Source organism: Pseudomonas sp. NFPP24 (assembly GCF_900112095.1).
Taxonomy (GTDB): domain Bacteria; phylum Pseudomonadota; class Gammaproteobacteria; order Pseudomonadales; family Pseudomonadaceae; genus Aquipseudomonas; species Aquipseudomonas extremorientalis.
In genome coordinates this window covers 159581-175564 of sequence record NZ_FOKD01000012.1, presented here as the reverse complement: position 1 = coordinate 175564, position 15984 = coordinate 159581, and the positions used below count along the sequence as shown (strand labels likewise).

Below are 15984 nucleotides of genomic sequence, written 5' to 3'. Positions count from 1 at the left end.
GATGACAGGCTGACTCACCGGGCCGGTGTTGCATGCCTTGCCGATCACTGAGGTACCCGTGCCGAAGGGACCAAACCGGGCTTGTGAAATGTTGTGAAAAAATCCGCCGCAGAGTCTGCGGCGGCAACCAAAGGATGTTGTCGAAGCAGAGCGGCTAAGACTGGCTCAACGTACACCCGCACGTGGTTAAACAGCGTGAAGTTTAATTAATCGAGTTTCATCCGCCAGCCCGCTGCAGGCCACGCCGACTGTGCTTAGAATCAACCTCGGCAACCACGCCGGACACAATAAAAAACCGTAACAGCTCACCTGCAAACCTCTGCCCAAACAACGTTATGCGCCATCCAGTCAGTGCGGTGTTTCTGCGCGCGCGTTCATTTATTCCGGGGAAGTCACAACATGATTAAACAGTCGAGCCTGTTGGCACTGGCGGTGTGTGCCGGTATCAGCCAGATGGCCTTTGCCGAGTCGGTCACCGACCAGGCGGATGCCAAGGGATTTGTCGAGGGCAGCAGCGTCACCGGCCTGTTGCGCAACTACTACATGAACCGCAACCGTGAAGGCGGCCGGGCCGATAATATCGACTGGACCCAGGGCGCGATGCTCAACTACGCCTCGGGTTTTACCCAGGGCACCCTCGGTTTCGGCGTCGACGCCTATGCCTACGGCGGGCTGAAACTCGACGCCACCCACGCGGACGCCGGCACCGGCAACCTGCCCACCGACCGCCATGGCGATCCCGAAGACGCCTACGGCTCAGTCGGTGCGGCGGTAAAGATCAAAGTCTCCAAGACCCAACTCAAATTTGGTGACATGCAACCCACCGCCCCGGTCTTCGCCACCGGTGGCACGCGGCTGTTGCCGCAGACCGCCACCGGGTTCGACCTGACCAGCAGCGAAATCGCCGGCCTGGACCTGGAGGCCGGGCATTTCACCAGCACCAACAGTGGCATGACCAGCAACCATGACCACGATATCTACGCCACCTACGCCAACATCGCCGCCAACAGCGCCAGCTTCGTCGGCGGCAAATACACCTTCAGCCCGTCCTTGAGCGCGACGCTGTATGCCGGCGAGCTGGAAGATATCTGGCGCCAGTACTACACCAATCTCAACTACGTGATCCCGTTGGCGCATGACCAGTCCCTGGCGCTGGACGGCAACCTGTACCGCACCCTCGACACCGGCAGTGCCAAGGCGGGGGCGATCAACAACACCACCTACTCGGTGGCGGCGGCGTATTCGTTCCTGCAAGCGCACACCCTCACGCTGTCGTACCAGAAGGTGCATGGTGATACGCCGTTCGACTACATCGGCACCGGCAACAACGGCGCAGGCGAAGGCGGCGATTCGGTGTACCTGGCGAACTCGGTGCAATGGAACGACTTCAACGGCCCGGGCGAGCAGTCCTGGGGGATCCGCTATGACCTGAACATGGCCAGTTATGGCGTGCCGGGATTGAGCTTCATGGGCCGCTACATCAACGGCTCGGATATCGATGGCACCCATACGCCGGCCCATAGCGCTTATGTCGGCGACTACGGTGCAGATGGTGCGCACCACGAGACCGATCTGGAAGCCAAGTACGTGATCCAGAGCGGTCCGGCGAAGAATCTGTCGTTGCGCGTGCGTGATGCGATCGTGGCGTCGAATGCCGACCAGCGCGATGGTGATCTGAACGAGCTGCGGCTGATCGTCGACTATCCGTTTACCCTGCTCTAAACACGCCCCTGGAGGAGCGAGCTGGCTCGCTCCTCCCGCTGGAAAGCGTTAGCCCACCCAGCCGACCGCAGTCTTGGGAATGACTTCCGACTCATCCAGTTTCGACGCAAACATGCTCACCGCCTGCACCGCATCGCTGGTGCTGGTGCGAATCTGCAGGATCACCGACCCCGCCTGGTCGGCCAGGTTGACGCCGCGCTGTGCGCCTTCCTGGGTCGCGTTCATGCTGGTGACTGCGTCGCGGGTTTCCGAGAGGATCATGCCGATCATCTCGGCGATTTCCGCCGTCGAGCGGCTGGTGCGTCCGGCCAGTTGCCGGACCTCATCGGCCACCACCGCAAAGCCACGCCCCTGGTCCCCGGCGCGCGCCGCCTCGATGGCTGCGTTGAGCGCCAACAGGTTGGTCTGGTCGGCGATACCGCGAATGGTATTGACGATGGCGGTGATCTGTTCGGAACGGTCGCCCAGTTGCCCCACCAGCCGCGCAGACGCGCCGATATTCTCGGCGATACGGCGCATTTCCGTGGCGGTCTCCTGGATCACCTGGGTGCCGTGCTCGGCAAAACGCTCGGTCTCGGAGGAAATATGGTAGGCCCGCGAGGCGCCACGGGAGTCTTCCTCGAACTTCTCTACGCGCTCGGTGATGTCGCTGGCAAACTTGGCGATCTTGATCAGTTTGCCGTCGCCGTCGTACACCGGGTTGTAGCTGGCCTCCAGCCACACCACACGCCCATGCTTGCCAAGGCGCTTGAATTGCCCGGTAAAGAACTCACCGTTATTCAAGCGGCGCCAGAAGTCGGTGTACTCATGGCTGGTAACCAGCGCGGGCTCGCAAAACAACCGGTGGTGCTTGCCTTTGATTTCCGCCAGGGAGTAGCCCATGACATTGAGGAAATTCGCGTTGGCGTCCAGCACCTGGCCACTCAAATCGAACTCGATAACGGCCATCGCACGGTCCACGGCCGTCAATTTGCTGCGGGTGGCCGCGTCCTGCTCCACTTGGGCGGTGACGTCCAGTGCGTACTTGACCACCTTCAACACCTGGCCACGCTCATCCAGCACCGGGTTGTAGCTGGCTTCCAGCCAGATGGTCCGGCCGTTGGCATCCACGCGCTTGAACGTACCGGAGACAAACTTGCCGGCTTTCAAATCACTCCAGAACTGGCTGTAGGCCGGGCTGCTGGTCAGCGCCGGCAGGCAAAAATCGCGATGGGACTTGCCGGCCAGTTGATTGGCGCTGTAGCCCAGGGCCTTGAGGAAGTTGTCGTTGGCCCGCAACACGTTGCCGTTGAGGTCGAATTCGACCACGGCCATGGAGCGTTCCAGTGCGCTGATCAGTCCTTTGTACTCGGTGGCCTCGGCCGTCCTGGCCGCCAGTTCTGTTTTGAGTGTTGTGTTGAACATGACGTACCCTCAGGCGTGCGAAAAAACCCGTGTCTTGATAGGGCTATCGGCTGTGGAATACGCGACTTTACCGGCCTTGCGTGGATTATTTTCTGGCGTCAAATACTTGCGCAATCAGGGTTTTGCGCCTAGCAAAGCGAGGCGCTCGCGCATGCCGGCACTGGCCGCCGGACCGGCTTGCAACACGCACTGGTCAAACGCCACCAACTGCCCATCCGCGCGGGCGAGCGTCGGCTGCACCGGCCTGCCTGTTTTACGCTCCACCAACTCGACACTGGCGCCCTCCTCGGCGTAATGCCGGTTGCCCCAGGCAACCAGTGATATCAGCACCATGCCGAAATCCTCACCCTTGGCCGTCGGCACATATTCATGGCGCGGCGGTCGTTCGCTGTAGGCACGGCGCTCCAGCATGCCCGCCTCCACCAGCGCGTTCAGGCGGCGCGTGAGCATATTCGGCGCAATGCCCAGGCTGCGCGAGAACTCATCGAAGCGGCGCAGGCCGTGCAACGCATCGCGCATGATCAAAATGCTCCACCACTCCCCTACCCGCTCAAGGCTGCGGGCGATGGGGCATTCGTCGCTGATGAGGGACTTGCGTTGCATGGGGATTCCTGTGGGTCAGTGCCAATGTGCGTGATGCCATGTTACTTTCATGATGATAGTGACGTCCATAAGGTCTGTTCCTTCACCGCAACTGGAGTCGATTGATCATGAGTAAACGCATCGTTGTAACAGGTATGGGCGCACTGACGCCGTTGGGCGCTGACGTGGAATCTACCTGGCGACGCCTGTTGGCCGGGCAATCGGGTATTCGTCGCCTGCCGCAAACGTTGATCGGTGATTTGGCCGTCAGCATCGGTGGCCAGGTGCAGACCGTACTCGAGGACCCTGAAGCCGGATTTGATCCCGACCGCCTGCTGGCAGCCAAGGAACAGCGCAAGATGGACCGCTTCATCCTGTTCGCCCTGGCGGCGGCGGACGAAGCCTTGAAGCAGGCCGGCTGGGCGCCGAACACGCCTGAAGCGCAGGAGCGCACCGCGACCATCATCGCCTCGGGTGTCGGCGGCTTCCCGGCGATTGCCGACGCGGTACGCACCACCGACAGCAAAGGCCCACGGCGGTTGTCGCCGTTCACCATTCCGTCGTTCCTGAGCAACATGGCCGCCGGACACGTGTCGATCAACTACGGTTTGAAAGGCCCGCTGGGTGCGCCGGTGACGGCCTGTGCAGCGGGTGTACAGGCCATCGGCGATGCGGCGCGCATGATTCGCGCAGGTGAAGTGGATGTGGCGGTATGCGGCGGTGCCGAAGCGGCGATCCATCGGGTCAGCCTTGCCGGGTTCGCGGCGGCGCGGGCGCTGTCCAGTGACTTCAATGACAGCCCGGAGCAGGCTTCGCGGCCTTTCGACCAGGCGCGGGACGGTTTTGTCATGGGCGAAGGCGCCGGCATCCTGGTCATCGAGGAACTGGAGCACGCCCTGGCCCGAGGTGCGCAGCCGATTGCCGAATTGGTCGGCTACGGCACCAGTGCCGATGCCTATCACATGACCGCCGGCCCGGAAGACGGCGACGGTGCACGCCGGGCGATGCTGCAAGCCCTGCGCCAGGCCGGGATCGACGCGGACCAGGTGCAGTACTTGAATGCCCACGCCACCTCGACGCCGGTGGGTGACAAAGGCGAATTGGCCGCGATCAGGACGGTATTCGGTGCGAACGGCAGCCCTGCGATCAGCTCGACCAAATCCGCCACCGGCCATCTGCTGGGGGCTGCGGGCGGTATCGAGGCCATCTTCACCGTGCTTGCCCTGCGCGACCAGATCGCCCCGGTCACCCTCAACCTGCAACACCCCGACGCCCTCGCCGAGGGCCTCGACCTGCTGCGCGGTGCTGCCCGGCCGATGCCGATTGACTATGCACTGTCCAATGGCTTCGGGTTTGGCGGCGTGAATGCCAGCGTGCTGTTCCGCCGCTGGGCGTAGTTTGCCCCTGCCGTCATTTTCGGGGACCATGGCGCCTTTCTGAACCTGCCAACGAGAGGCGCCCATGGCCAACCACGACCTGCACTACACCCCGGACCCCGATGCCGATTCGATTTCCTCCGACGTGATCGGCTTCAACGGCATCCTGGTGTCCACCCAGATCCCGACCCGTGCCGATGGCAGCCTGGAACTGGGCGACATCACCCTGCAAAGCGAATGCACCCTGCAAGCCCTGAAAGTTGCCCTGGAAAAGGCCGGCAGCTCCATGGACCGGGTGATGCACCTGACCATTTATCTGACAGACATGGCCGATCGCGCCGCCTTCAACGAAGTCTACAAACGCTTCTTCGCCAAGCCCTGGCCCGTGCGCGCAGCGGTTGGCGTGGCCGCGCTGGCGGTAGACGGCATGCGCGTGGAAGTCACGGCGATGGCCGCTCAAGCCTGAGTGCGTGCCGGTCAGGCATTTCACAGCTACAATGCGCGCCTCAACCGTGACAAGCCTGACTAAAAAAACTATGTCCTTGCCCAAGCATCACCTGGAATTGCTCAGCCCTGCCCGCGATGTCGCCATCGCTCGCGAGGCCATCCTGCATGGCGCCGACGCCGTGTACATCGGCGGCCCGAGCTTCGGCGCGCGCCATAATGCCTGTAACGACGTGAGCGACATCGCGCAGCTGGTGGAATTCGCCCGCCGTTACCATGCCCGCGTGTTCACCACGATCAACACCATCCTGCACGACAACGAACTGGAACCCGCACGCAAGCTGATCCATCAGCTCTACGATGCCGGCGTCGATGCGTTGATCGTGCAAGACCTGGGCGTGATGGAGCTGGATATTCCGCCCATCGAGCTGCACGCCAGCACCCAGACCGATATCCGTACCCTGGGCCGCGCCAAGTTCCTCGACCAGGCCGGTTTTTCGCAGTTGGTATTGGCCCGTGAGCTGAACCTGCAAGAGATCCGCGCCATTGCCGACGAAACCGATGCCGCCATCGAGTTCTTTATCCACGGCGCGCTGTGCGTGGCGTTCTCCGGGCAGTGCAACATCTCCCACGCGCAGAATGGCCGCAGCGCCAACCGTGGCGATTGCTCCCAGGCTTGCCGCCTGCCGTATACGCTCAAAGACGATCAAGGCCGCGTCGTGGCTTTTGAGAAACACCTGCTGTCGATGAAAGACAACAACCAGAGCGCCAACATCCGTGCGCTGGTCGAAGCCGGCGTGCGTTCGTTCAAGATCGAAGGCCGCTACAAGGACATGGGCTATGTGAAGAACATCACCGCCTATTACCGCCAGCGCCTGGATGACGTGCTTGAAGACCGCCCGGACCTGGCCCGCGCCTCCAGCGGCCGTACCGCGCACTTCTTCCTGCCCGACCCGGAAAAGACCTTCCACCGGGGCAGCACCGACTATTTCGTCAATGACCGCAAGGTTGATATCGGCGCCTTCGACACCCCGACGTTCACCGGCCTGCCGGTGGGTGTGGTGGAAAAAGCCGGTAAGCGCGACCTGCAAGTGGTTACCCACGAGCCATTGTCGAATGGCGATGGCCTGAACGTGCTGATCAAGCGCGAAGTGGTGGGTTTCCGTGCCAACATCGCCGAGCCTAAAGGCGAGTTCGAGGAAGACGGCGAGAAGCGCTACCGCTACCGCGTGGAGCCGAACGAGATGCCGGCCGGCCTGCATCAATTGCGCCCGAACCACCCGCTGAACCGCAACCTGGACCACAACTGGCAACAGGCGCTGCTCAAGACCTCATCCGAGCGTCGTATAGGCCTGACCTGGGCCGCTCGCTTGCGCGAAGCGCAGCTGGAAGTCACCGCCACCAGCGAAGAAGGCATCAGCGCCAGCGTCACCCTGCCCGGCCCGTTCGGCGTGGCCAACAAGCCGGAACAGGCGCTGGACACCCTGCGCGACCTGCTGGGCCAACTGGGCACCACCGAATACCACGCGACCGACATCCAACTGGATGCGCCGCAGGCGTTCTTCATCCCCAACTCACAGCTCAAGGCCCTGCGCCGTGAAGTGATCGAGGCGCTGACCGCCGCCCGCGTGGCTGCGCACCCACGGGGTGGCCGCAAGGCGGAAACAACACCACCGCCGGTGTACCCGGACGCGCACCTGTCGTTCCTCGCCAACGTCTACAACCAGAAAGCCCGCGACTTCTACCACCGCCACGGGGTGAAGCTGATCGACGCTGCCTTCGAAGCCCACGAAGAAACCGGCGAAGTACCGGTGATGATCACCAAGCACTGCCTGCGTTTCTCGTTCAACCTGTGCCCTAAACAGGCCAAGGGGGTCACGGGCGTGAAGACCAAGGTAGCGCCGATGCAATTGATCCATGGCGATGAAGTACTGACCCTGAAGTTCGACTGCAAACCCTGCGAGATGCACGTGGTGGGCAAGATCAAGGGGCATATCCTGGGCTTGCCACAACCGGGCAGCGCGGTAGAGCACTTCAACCCGGAAAACATTATTTTCCAGGGCACGCACTGACCCTTTGCACGCGGGGCCACCACCAGCCCCGCTGCAACCCGGCAGCCGCCAGTAGAATTGCCGCCACCCCGAACCATTGCAGCCAGCCCAGACGATGCCCGAAGGCGAACCAATCGACGAAGATCGCCGCAATCGGGTAGATAAACGACAGCGCACCGGTCAGGGCTGTCGGCAGTTTCTGGATCGCGCCATACAACAACACATACATCACGCCGGTGTGCACCACGCCGAGTGTCACCAGTGCGCCCCACGCGCTGGTGGTGGCCGGCAAGCTATTCCATGGCACCAGCGGCGCCAGTAACAACGCGCCGGTGGTTACCTGGATCAACGCCATCAAATGTGGCGGCACTGCCTTCAGACGTTTGATGATCAGCGCGGCAATCGCGTACAGCAACGCCGCGCCCAGTGCCAAGACGATGCCGGCCAGGTAATCGTCGCCGGTCGGTTGATCGCCATGGGCAGTGACAATCGCCAACATGCCCAGGAACGCTACGCTCAGCCAGGCGAGTTTCTGCAGGGTGATCTTTTCACCTAGAAACACGGCAGCCAGCATCACCAGCATGAACGGCTGCACGTTATACACCGCCGTGCTGATGGCAATCGACGCGCGGGAATAGGATTCGAACAGCAGTAACCAGTTGCCGACAATTGCCACGCCACTGAGCATCGCCAGGCCGAGCCTGGTCCAACTGAGCAGGTCCAGGCGCAAATACCCCAGCAGTGCACACACCAACAACAACGTCAGCCCGCCGATCACACAGCGCCAGAACACCACTTCGATCACCGATACGCCGGAGACCAGGACAAACCAGCCAATGGTGCCCGAGATCAGCATGGCGGCAACCATTTCCCACGACCCGCGACGGATGGATGTATCCATGATTGAAGCTCCTCAAGTGAGGCCCAATTATGGCAATCTGGTCGAGACCGGCTCCAGCGACTAAAAAAGGCAAAAGCCTTGAGTTGCCTTTACTTATTAGGTGGACACCATGATTGACACCATCGACCAGCAACTGATCGCCGCTTTGATGGACGACTCGCGTCTGTCCCTCAAGGCCCTGGCCGGGATTACCGGGCTGTCTTCGCCGAGCGTCGGCGAACGCCTGCGGCGTCTCGAAGAGCGCGGCGTGCTGACCCACTACACCGTCGACATCGACCCCAGGCACTTCGGCTACCTGCTGCAGGCCATCGTGCGCATCCGCCCCTTGCCCGGCAAATTGCATGAGGTGGAGCGACAGATCCAGGCGATCCCCGAGTTTACCGAGTGTGACAAGGTGACTGGGGAGGATTGCTTCATCGCACGCCTGCATGTGCGCACCATGGATCACCTGGACAGCCTGCTTGACCGGCTCAACGCCTACGCTGAAACCAACACGGCCATTGTCAAGAAAACCCCGGTGAAACGGCGTCTGCCGCCCTTGGGCGACTAGCGGCAGTAGCTTGTTGTGGGTCCTGATGTGGCGAGCGGGCTTGCCCCGCGTTGGGACGCGAAGCGGCCCCTTTTAGCATCACCGCGTTTCTACAGGAAAACCATGGCGCCTGGGTTTGGGGCTGCTTCGCAGCCCAACGCGGGGCAAGCCCGCTCGCCACGTCATAACCAGGCAGCATCCCACAGTGGATAGTCTCCAATGTGCTCGACCAACCCGGCTCGCAAGGGGTTGGCGATGATATAGCGCGCCATTTTCCGAATATCGTCCTCAGCCCGCACCGCCCGGTCGTGATAACCACGCTGCCAAAATCTTTCCCGACTGCAACGGGCTCTATTAATGCTCAAGGTGCTGCGCGACTTGGTTTGTCGCATCACATCGGGAAGCGTCGAACGGTTAAGGTCAAACAACCAGTGGAAGTGGTCTGGCATGACGACCCAGGCTAGGGAGTTCACTAAGCCGGCATCATGAAGTCGCTTGAACTCGGCGACCAGTAACCGCCCCAACCGGAACTCCCTGAACAAGGGTTGGCGTTGATGGACCACAGCGGTCACCAGGTAAGCACGGCCGGTTTCCGAATAGCGACCACGGCGTAACAAATGAGAGTTGGGCTGACGGGGCAATCCGTTGCTCCTTTGAGTGGGTTTGGCCTTTTCACGCTAGCAATGGGTGCGGCTTAGCTATGTTGATTTCAGTGTCCTGGTGTTACCCCGATTACACCAAGCGTTGATAAGGGTACTTGTTGTGGCGAGCGGGCTTGCCCCGCGTTGGGGCGCGAAGCGGCCCCTTTTAGCATCACCGCGTTTCTACAGGAAAACCATGGCGCCTGGGTTTGGGGCTGCTTCGCAGCCCAACGCGGGGCAGGCCCGCTCGCCACAACAGGCCGTTCACCAAAACAGGCCACCCAGATAAGCTAGCTCACTACAGAAGGCTACTCGTGAAGGGCCTTGGCCGCGCTCAGCAAACCTTGAAACTTGCGATATCGCGCCTCCAATACGGGCTGCGGCGTAAGGTCCGGCCTGTACCGGGCCTTGACCCGCATCCCCGCCGCGAGCAACTGCGCGCCTTGCCCTATCGCCACAAACCCCAGCTTCGCCGCACCGATACACGCGCTCAATTCGCTGCCGTGCAGGGTGAAGATGTCCCGTTGCAGGATGTTGGCCAGCAACTGCGCCCAGTACTCACTGCGCGCACCACCACCCACCAACGCGCAGGCGCCCACGTCAGCCCCCGCTGATTGCACCGCGCGCAACGCATCCAGCAGCCCGAACCCCACGCCTTCCATCACCGCATAACCGAGCATCGCCGGCGTGCAGTCATGGCCCAGGCCCATGAAGCCACCGCGCAGCAGCGGGTCGTTATGCGGGGTGCGTTCACCGGCCAGGTACGGCAGGAACAACGGCGTACCGAGCGGTACTGCCTGTTCGATCGGCAGTTGCGCCTGCACCTGGTCCAGCAAGGTTTGCTCATCCGCGGTTCCCGTGAGACGCGTGACCCAACGCAGGCAACTGGCGCCGGCCAGCATGGCGCCCATGGTGTACCAGCGATCAGGCAGCGCATGGCAGAAGCTGTGCACGGCACTCGCGGGATTACCGGCTGCGTGATCGGTAATCGCGACAATGGCAGCGCTGGTGCCGAGGGTGATGAAGCCATCACCGGCACTGATCGCCCCGATCCCCACGGCCGCTACCGGGTTGTCACCACCACCGCCGGCAATCACCACCGAGGAAGACAAGCCCAGCCCCTGCGCCGTCAACACAGCACTTGCGGCACCGCCCTCGACCAGTCTTGGCATCTGCTCCGGCGACAGGCCCGTCGCCCGCAGCATCGGCGCGAACCACTCACGCCGCGCCACATCCAGCCACAACGTCCCCGCTGCATCGGACATCTCGCTGATGCGCTCGCCACTCAGACGCAAGCGCAGGTAATCCTTGGGCGACAGCACACAATCAATGGCCTTGAACACCTCGGGCTCATGGCGTTGCAGCCACAGCAGTTTCGGCGCCGTCAGCCCAGCCATGGGCAGGCTGCCGGTGATGTCGGCATACACCGGGCCCAACTCATCGGCCTCGGCGACGGCACGGGAGTCGTCCCACAGGATCGCCGGGTACAACACACGGTTGTCCGTGCCCAGCAGCACCGCGCCATGCATCTGCCCGGACAGGCCGATACAGGCCACGCGGGCAAATCCGGGATGCTCGCGCAATTCGGCAAGCGCCTGCAAACACGCCTGCCACCAATCTTCCGGCGCCTGCTCGGACCAGCCGCTATGGCGCCGCGACACACTCAAGCGCACGCCAGCATGGGCCAGCACCGTACCGTCGAGGTCCATGAGGATGGCCTTGAGTTCCGAGGTGCCGAGGTCGATGCCGAGGGAAACGGGACTGCTCATAAGGGGGTCATTCCAATCCATTACAGCCACATGAATTACGCCGTTGCAGGGTCGGCGCCAGGCGCACGCTGTGAGTGGGGGCGTCGGGCGATGCCATGCGCTGCAACAACAGGTTCACTGCCTGTGTGCCCAGTGCCTGGACCGGCTGCGCGATCAGGGTCAGGCGCGGCACGAAGAAATCCGCCCAATCGAAATCATCAAAACCCACCAGGGCCATCTGCGCCGGTACGTCGATCTGCGCATCACGCAGGGCCTGCATGGCGCCCAGGGTCATCAGGTTATTGCCGGCCATGATCGCCGTGGGTGGCTGCGCCAGGCCCAGCAACTGCACCGTCGCCTGACGCGCTGGCTCGGTGTTGGAGCCGCCATTGACCAACAAGTGCGGATCGAACGCCAGCCCCGCGCCTTGCAGTGCCGCGCGGTACCCGGCAACCCGCTCATCGGTGGTGCTGAACCCCTCACGCCCGGCGATAAAGCCGATGCGCCGGTGCCCGTGTTTGATCAAGTGGGTAACCAAGGCCTGGGTGGACTGCGTGTTCTCCACCCCGACCTGGTCGAATTGTTCGCTCATCATGCGGTCCACCAATACCGCCGGGATTTCGTTGGCCCGCAGATACTCCAGGGCCTTGGAGCCGTTCGAGGGCGCCAGCACAATGCCGTCCACCCGCCGATGGTGCAATGCCGTGACGACCCGCAGCTCGTGTTCCGGGTCGTCGTGGGTATCGACAAACAGCATCATGTAGCCGTGCCTGGCGCACTCGGTTTCAATCGCGTGCACGGTTTCGCTGAAATAATGGTTGGACAGCGCAGAGATCGCCACGCCAATCGTGCTGGTGCTCGACCGTGCCAGCGAACGCGCCAGGGTGTTGGGGATGTAACCCAGCGCCTGGATCGCTTGCTGTACCGCGTGCACCGTTGCCGGACTGACCTTGCGGGTACCGTTCAACACATGGGACACCGTCGACGTCGACACCCCCGCCCTGCTTGCCACGTCATCCATGGTGACCACGACGCTGTTCCTCTCAAGGGATCAATGTTTGCTCGACCAACCGCTGTACGTAGCGACGTTGTCGCGGGTGATCAGTTTTGGCGTGAGCAGGGTAACCGCTTCGGCCGGGGCTTTGTCATTGAGAATATCGTTGCCCACGTTGACGGCGGTCTGCGCCATGGCCCAAGGGTCCTGGCTGGCCGACGCCTGAATCTGTGTGTCGGTTTTCAGCGCGTTCTCGATATCCGGCGCACCGTCCACCGAGGTAATAATGATGCCGCTGCGCTTGAGCTGTTTGGCCGCCAGGTCGCTGCCGATGGCTTGCGGGTCGTTGATCGCGAACAGACCGTCGATTTTCGGGAAGCGCGTGAGATAACCCTGCATCACGTTCAGGCCGCCTTCGCGGGAGCCTTTGCCGTCCTGGTCATCGGACAGCACCTTGATCTGCGGCGCGGCGGCCAGTGCGGCCTTGCAACCCTTGACGCGATCGGTCACGGCGGTGACCTGCGGACCGTTCTGGATGATCACATTGCCCTTGCCGGAGAGCTTGTCCACCAGGTACTGGCAGGCCAGCTTGCCGGCTTCGACGTTGTCGGTCTGCACCGTGGCGTTCACCCCTTTCGCGTCCACATCCACGGCCACCACAACGATGCCGGCATCGCGGGCTTTCTTGATCGCCGAGGCCATGGCGGACGGGTCGACGGCGTTGATCAGGATCAGATCGACCTTGGACGAGATGAAGTTGTCGATCTGCGAGAACTGCTTGCTCAGGTCATAGTCGGCCGACACCGAGGTGACCTTGACGTTGGGGTTCAGCTCCTTGGCCCGGGCGGTTGCGCCATCGGCCAGGGTCACGAAATACGGGTTGCCCAGCGAGCCCATGCTGATGCCGAGGGCCTTCAACTCACGGGCTTCGACGGCCTGGGACATCAGGGCAGCCAAGGCAATGACCGGAAAGATACGTTTGAGGTTCATAGGGGTCTCTCTTGTGATTGTTGTTGGAGTGAGTTCAGGTCCGTGCGCCGGACTGGCGATAACGATCCAGCGCCACCGCGCCGATGATCACGATGCCTTTGATGATGTACTGCCAGATGTCCGAGACGCCCAGCAGCACCAGGCCGTTGGTGAGTACCGCGATGATCAGCGCGCCGATCAGCGTGCCGCCGATGGTGCCGACACCGCCGGTAAAGCTGGTGCCGCCGAGGATCACCGCGGCAATCGCATCCAGCTCGTAGGATTGCCCCAGTTGCAGGCCATTGGCAGCGAACAGGCGCGACGCGCTCATCACCGCGCCCAGCCCGGCCAACGCGCCGGACATGGCGTAGACGAACAGCAGCACCTTCCACACCTTGATCCCCGACAGCCGCGCCGCTTCCGGGTTGCCGCCCACCGAGTAGATCTGCACGCCCATCACGGTGCGGCGCAGGATGAACCACGACAACGCCACCACTGCCACGGCGATTACCACCAGCCACGGCACCCCGAGGATCGAGTCGTTGCCGATAAAGGCAAACGGCAGGTCCGGGTTGAACACGGTCTTGTCGTCCGCCAATAGCCGGGCCAGGCCGCGCATGGCCGTGAGTGCACCGAGGGTGACGATAAACGGCGGCAGGCGCATAAAGGCGATCAAGCCGCCATTGACCAGGCCCAGCAACAACCCGAAGCCGATACCGGCGGCAATCCCGAACATGCCGAACTGCGGCGACATCGACGCCTGCAGCGCCACCACCGCCGATGCGGCGAGGATCGCGCCCACCGAGAGGTCGATGCCCGCCGTGAGGATCACAAAGGTCATGCCCGCCGCCAGCACCACGTTCACCGACGCCTGCTGGGTGATGATCGACAGGTTCTGTACCGTCAGGAAGTTCTCGCTGGCCAGGGCAAAGCCCACCAGCAGCAAGATCAGTACCGGCAACATGCCGACCGTGCGCATCAGCTCGCGGGCGCGCTCTGCCTTGCCGGTTGTTGCAATATTCAATTCAGCCATGGGCCACCACCTGATCGCCACCGGTGGCGAGGTCAATAATACGTTCCTGGGAAATAGCGTCGCCGGAGGCGCCGCCGACTTCTGCGACCAACCGGCCTTCGCGCATGATCAGCACGCGGTCGCAGGTGCCGATGATTTCCGGCAGCTCGCTGGAGATCACCACGATGCCGACGCCGGCCTGGGCCAATTGGTTGATGATGCGGTAGATCTCGGACTTGGAGCCGATGTCGACGCCACGGGTGGGCTCATCGAGGATCAGCACGTGCGGCTTGACCTCCAGCAGCCGCGCCAGCAGCACCTTCTGTTGGTTGCCACCGGACAACGCACCGACATTGACCTTGCCCGACGCCACGCGAATCGACAGCGACTTGATTGCCTCGGTGGCGCGCTGCGCGGCATGGGCGCGATCGAGCACCCCGCCGGCATGGGCATCCGGCACGCAGGCGCAGACATTGATGTTGTCCGCCACGCTCATGTCCAGGAACAGGCCCTGGGCCTTGCGGTCTTCGGTGAGGTAGACGACACCGGCACGGATCGCATCCGCCGGGGTGCGCAACTGGGTGACGGTCTTGCCGACCACTTCCAGGGTGCCCGAGGTGCGTGGGTCGGCGCCGAAGATCAGGCGCGCCAGTTCGGTGCGCCCTGCCCCGACCAGCCCGGCGATGCCCAGCACTTCACCGGCGTGCAGGTCGAAACTGCACTGACGCACGCGCTTGCCATCGGCCATGTCGCGCACGCGCATCACCACGTTGCCGGGGTTATAGGCGGCGTGCTCCTTCTTGTAGAACCCTGACAAGTCGCGACCCACCATCATCTTCACCAGCACTTCGGCCGACAGCGCCTCGCGGGTCAGTTCGCCGATGTACTGGCCGTCGCGCAGCACCGAGACGCGGTCCGACAGCTCGTAGATCTCCGCCATGCGGTGGCTGATATAGATGATCGCCAGGCCCTGGTTGCGCAGCTGTTTGATCAGCGCGAACAGGCGGTCGGTCTCCCGGGATGACAGCGGCGTAGTCGGTTCGTCCATCACCAGGATCTTGGCGTGGGCGTGCAAGGCGCGGGCGATTTCCACCAATTGGCGCTCGGCAATCGACAGGCTGCTGACCTGCGTGGCTGGAGTGAACTCCGCGCCCAGACGTTGCAGCACTTCGATGCAACCGGCCTGCATGCCTTTGCGGTCGATGGTCCAGCCGCGTCGCAGTTCACGGCCCAGGTAGATGTTCTCGGCCACGCTCAGGTTGGGGCAAAGGCTCAGTTCCTGGTAGATCACGGCGATGCCGAGGGCTTTGGCGGTGGCGGGGTCGAACGTGGGGATGGGCTGGCCGGCGATGCGGATTTCACCGCCGGGGTCGGCTTGGTAGGCGCCGGAAAGGATCTTCATCAGCGTCGATTTGCCGGCGCCGTTCTCCCCCATCAAGGCGTGGATTTCGCCGGGGTAGACCTTCAGGCCGACATTCTTGAGCACGCGCAAACCGTTGAAGGTTTTGCTGATGCCCTGCATCTCGAGCAAGGGTTCAAGGCTCATGGATGAGCTCCTGGTTTTATTATTTTTGTCGTCAGTGGGCCGACTCTAATGTAGAAACATTTCCT

Annotated in this window: 14 protein-coding genes; 5 read left to right on the top strand and 9 right to left on the bottom strand. The window is 62.5% G+C overall.

The window, feature by feature from the left end; genetic code table 11:
• Positions 1–399 precede the first annotated feature (399 nt).
• Entirely contained in the window at positions 400–1722 is a 1323-nt protein-coding gene (locus BM026_RS23750; protein ID WP_092243535.1) for an OprD family porin, read from the top strand.
• A gap of 48 nt (positions 1723–1770) precedes the next feature.
• Here the strand turns inward: BM026_RS23750 and BM026_RS29525 are convergent, their stop codons facing one another.
• Entirely contained in the window at positions 1771–3126 is a 1356-nt protein-coding gene (locus tag BM026_RS29525; RefSeq protein ID WP_071488325.1) for a methyl-accepting chemotaxis protein, read from the bottom strand.
• A 114-nt stretch (positions 3127–3240) separates the two neighbouring features.
• Positions 3241–3729, bottom strand: coding sequence for a winged helix-turn-helix transcriptional regulator (locus tag BM026_RS23740; RefSeq protein ID WP_071488326.1), 489 nt, complete (start codon positions 3727–3729; stop codon positions 3241–3243).
• 107 nt (positions 3730–3836) lie between these two features.
• Between BM026_RS23740 and fabF the strand changes: the two genes are divergently transcribed.
• From fabF to BM026_RS23725, 3 genes are all read left to right on the top strand, one after another.
• Positions 3837–5105 carry a beta-ketoacyl-ACP synthase II gene (fabF, locus tag BM026_RS23735; protein ID WP_092243522.1) on the top strand — a complete coding sequence of 423 codons (1269 nt, stop codon included), beginning with the start codon at positions 3837–3839 and terminating at the stop codon, positions 5103–5105.
• A 64-nt stretch (positions 5106–5169) separates the two neighbouring features.
• The gene (locus tag BM026_RS23730; protein ID WP_028616142.1) at positions 5170–5550 is read left to right on the top strand and encodes a RidA family protein; all 381 of its coding nucleotides are present in this window, start codon (positions 5170–5172) and stop codon (positions 5548–5550) included.
• 70 nt (positions 5551–5620) lie between these two features.
• On the top strand, positions 5621–7600 hold the full coding sequence (locus BM026_RS23725; protein ID WP_071488328.1) for a peptidase U32 family protein: 1980 nt from the start codon (positions 5621–5623) through the stop codon (positions 7598–7600).
• Here BM026_RS23725 and BM026_RS23720 read toward each other — a convergent pair.
• On the bottom strand, positions 7578–8480 hold the full coding sequence (locus BM026_RS23720) for a DMT family transporter (RefSeq protein ID WP_093120988.1): 903 nt from the start codon (positions 8478–8480) through the stop codon (positions 7578–7580). The genes BM026_RS23725 and BM026_RS23720 overlap by 23 nt on opposite strands.
• Positions 8481–8589: 109 nt before the next feature.
• On the opposite strand from BM026_RS23720, the gene BM026_RS23715 reads away from it, so the two are divergent.
• Positions 8590–9030: an Lrp/AsnC family transcriptional regulator gene (locus BM026_RS23715; RefSeq protein ID WP_071488330.1), complete on the top strand. Its 441-nt coding sequence runs from the start codon at positions 8590–8592 to the stop codon at positions 9028–9030.
• Between the two features lie 161 nt (positions 9031–9191).
• Here the strand turns inward: BM026_RS23715 and BM026_RS23710 are convergent, their stop codons facing one another.
• The 6 genes from BM026_RS23710 to BM026_RS23685 all read right to left on the bottom strand — a co-directional run bounded on the left by BM026_RS23710 (position 9192) and on the right by BM026_RS23685 (position 15919).
• A complete protein-coding gene (locus BM026_RS23710) occupies positions 9192–9650 on the bottom strand; it encodes an REP-associated tyrosine transposase (RefSeq protein WP_093530297.1) in 459 nt (152 codons plus the stop codon).
• Between the two features lie 308 nt (positions 9651–9958).
• Positions 9959–11419, bottom strand: a complete 1461-nt coding sequence (xylB, locus tag BM026_RS23705; RefSeq protein WP_093530295.1) for a xylulokinase — start codon at positions 11417–11419, stop codon at positions 9959–9961.
• A gap of 7 nt (positions 11420–11426) precedes the next feature.
• The gene (locus BM026_RS23700) at positions 11427–12428 is read right to left on the bottom strand and encodes a LacI family DNA-binding transcriptional regulator (RefSeq protein ID WP_093120985.1); all 1002 of its coding nucleotides are present in this window, start codon (positions 12426–12428) and stop codon (positions 11427–11429) included.
• Between the two features lie 21 nt (positions 12429–12449).
• Positions 12450–13382 (bottom strand): ABC transporter substrate-binding protein, encoded by a 933-nt coding sequence (locus BM026_RS23695; RefSeq protein ID WP_071488334.1) that lies wholly within the window; start codon positions 13380–13382, stop codon positions 12450–12452.
• A 34-nt stretch (positions 13383–13416) separates the two neighbouring features.
• Positions 13417–14394, bottom strand: a complete 978-nt coding sequence (locus BM026_RS23690) for an ABC transporter permease subunit (RefSeq protein ID WP_025854715.1) — start codon at positions 14392–14394, stop codon at positions 13417–13419.
• Positions 14387–15919, bottom strand: coding sequence for a sugar ABC transporter ATP-binding protein (locus BM026_RS23685; RefSeq protein ID WP_093513233.1), 1533 nt, complete (start codon positions 15917–15919; stop codon positions 14387–14389). The genes BM026_RS23690 and BM026_RS23685 overlap by 8 nt, the downstream gene beginning before the upstream one ends.
• Positions 15920–15984: the final 65 nt, after the last annotated feature.

Bases quoted from the DNA above. Each gene is read 5' to 3' on its own strand.
- BM026_RS23750 (WP_092243535.1), top strand. From the start codon at position 400: ATGATTAAACAGTCGAGCCTGTTGGCACTGGCGGTGTGTGCCGGTATC.
- BM026_RS23695 (WP_071488334.1), bottom strand. From the start codon at position 13,382: ATGAACCTCAAACGTATCTTTCCGGTCATTGCCTTGGCTGCCCTGATG.
- xylB (WP_093530295.1), bottom strand. From the start codon at position 11,419: ATGAGCAGTCCCGTTTCCCTCGGCATCGACCTCGGCACCTCGGAACTC.
- BM026_RS23730 (WP_028616142.1), top strand. From the start codon at position 5,170: ATGGCCAACCACGACCTGCACTACACCCCGGACCCCGATGCCGATTCG.
- BM026_RS23725 (WP_071488328.1), top strand. From the start codon at position 5,621: ATGTCCTTGCCCAAGCATCACCTGGAATTGCTCAGCCCTGCCCGCGAT.
- BM026_RS23720 (WP_093120988.1), bottom strand. From the start codon at position 8,480: ATGGATACATCCATCCGTCGCGGGTCGTGGGAAATGGTTGCCGCCATG.
- BM026_RS23690 (WP_025854715.1), bottom strand. From the start codon at position 14,394: ATGGCTGAATTGAATATTGCAACAACCGGCAAGGCAGAGCGCGCCCGC.
- BM026_RS29525 (WP_071488325.1), bottom strand. From the start codon at position 3,126: ATGTTCAACACAACACTCAAAACAGAACTGGCGGCCAGGACGGCCGAG.
- BM026_RS23715 (WP_071488330.1), top strand. From the start codon at position 8,590: ATGATTGACACCATCGACCAGCAACTGATCGCCGCTTTGATGGACGAC.
- fabF (WP_092243522.1), top strand. From the start codon at position 3,837: ATGAGTAAACGCATCGTTGTAACAGGTATGGGCGCACTGACGCCGTTG.
- BM026_RS23740 (WP_071488326.1), bottom strand. From the start codon at position 3,729: ATGCAACGCAAGTCCCTCATCAGCGACGAATGCCCCATCGCCCGCAGC.
- BM026_RS23685 (WP_093513233.1), bottom strand. From the start codon at position 15,919: ATGAGCCTTGAACCCTTGCTCGAGATGCAGGGCATCAGCAAAACCTTC.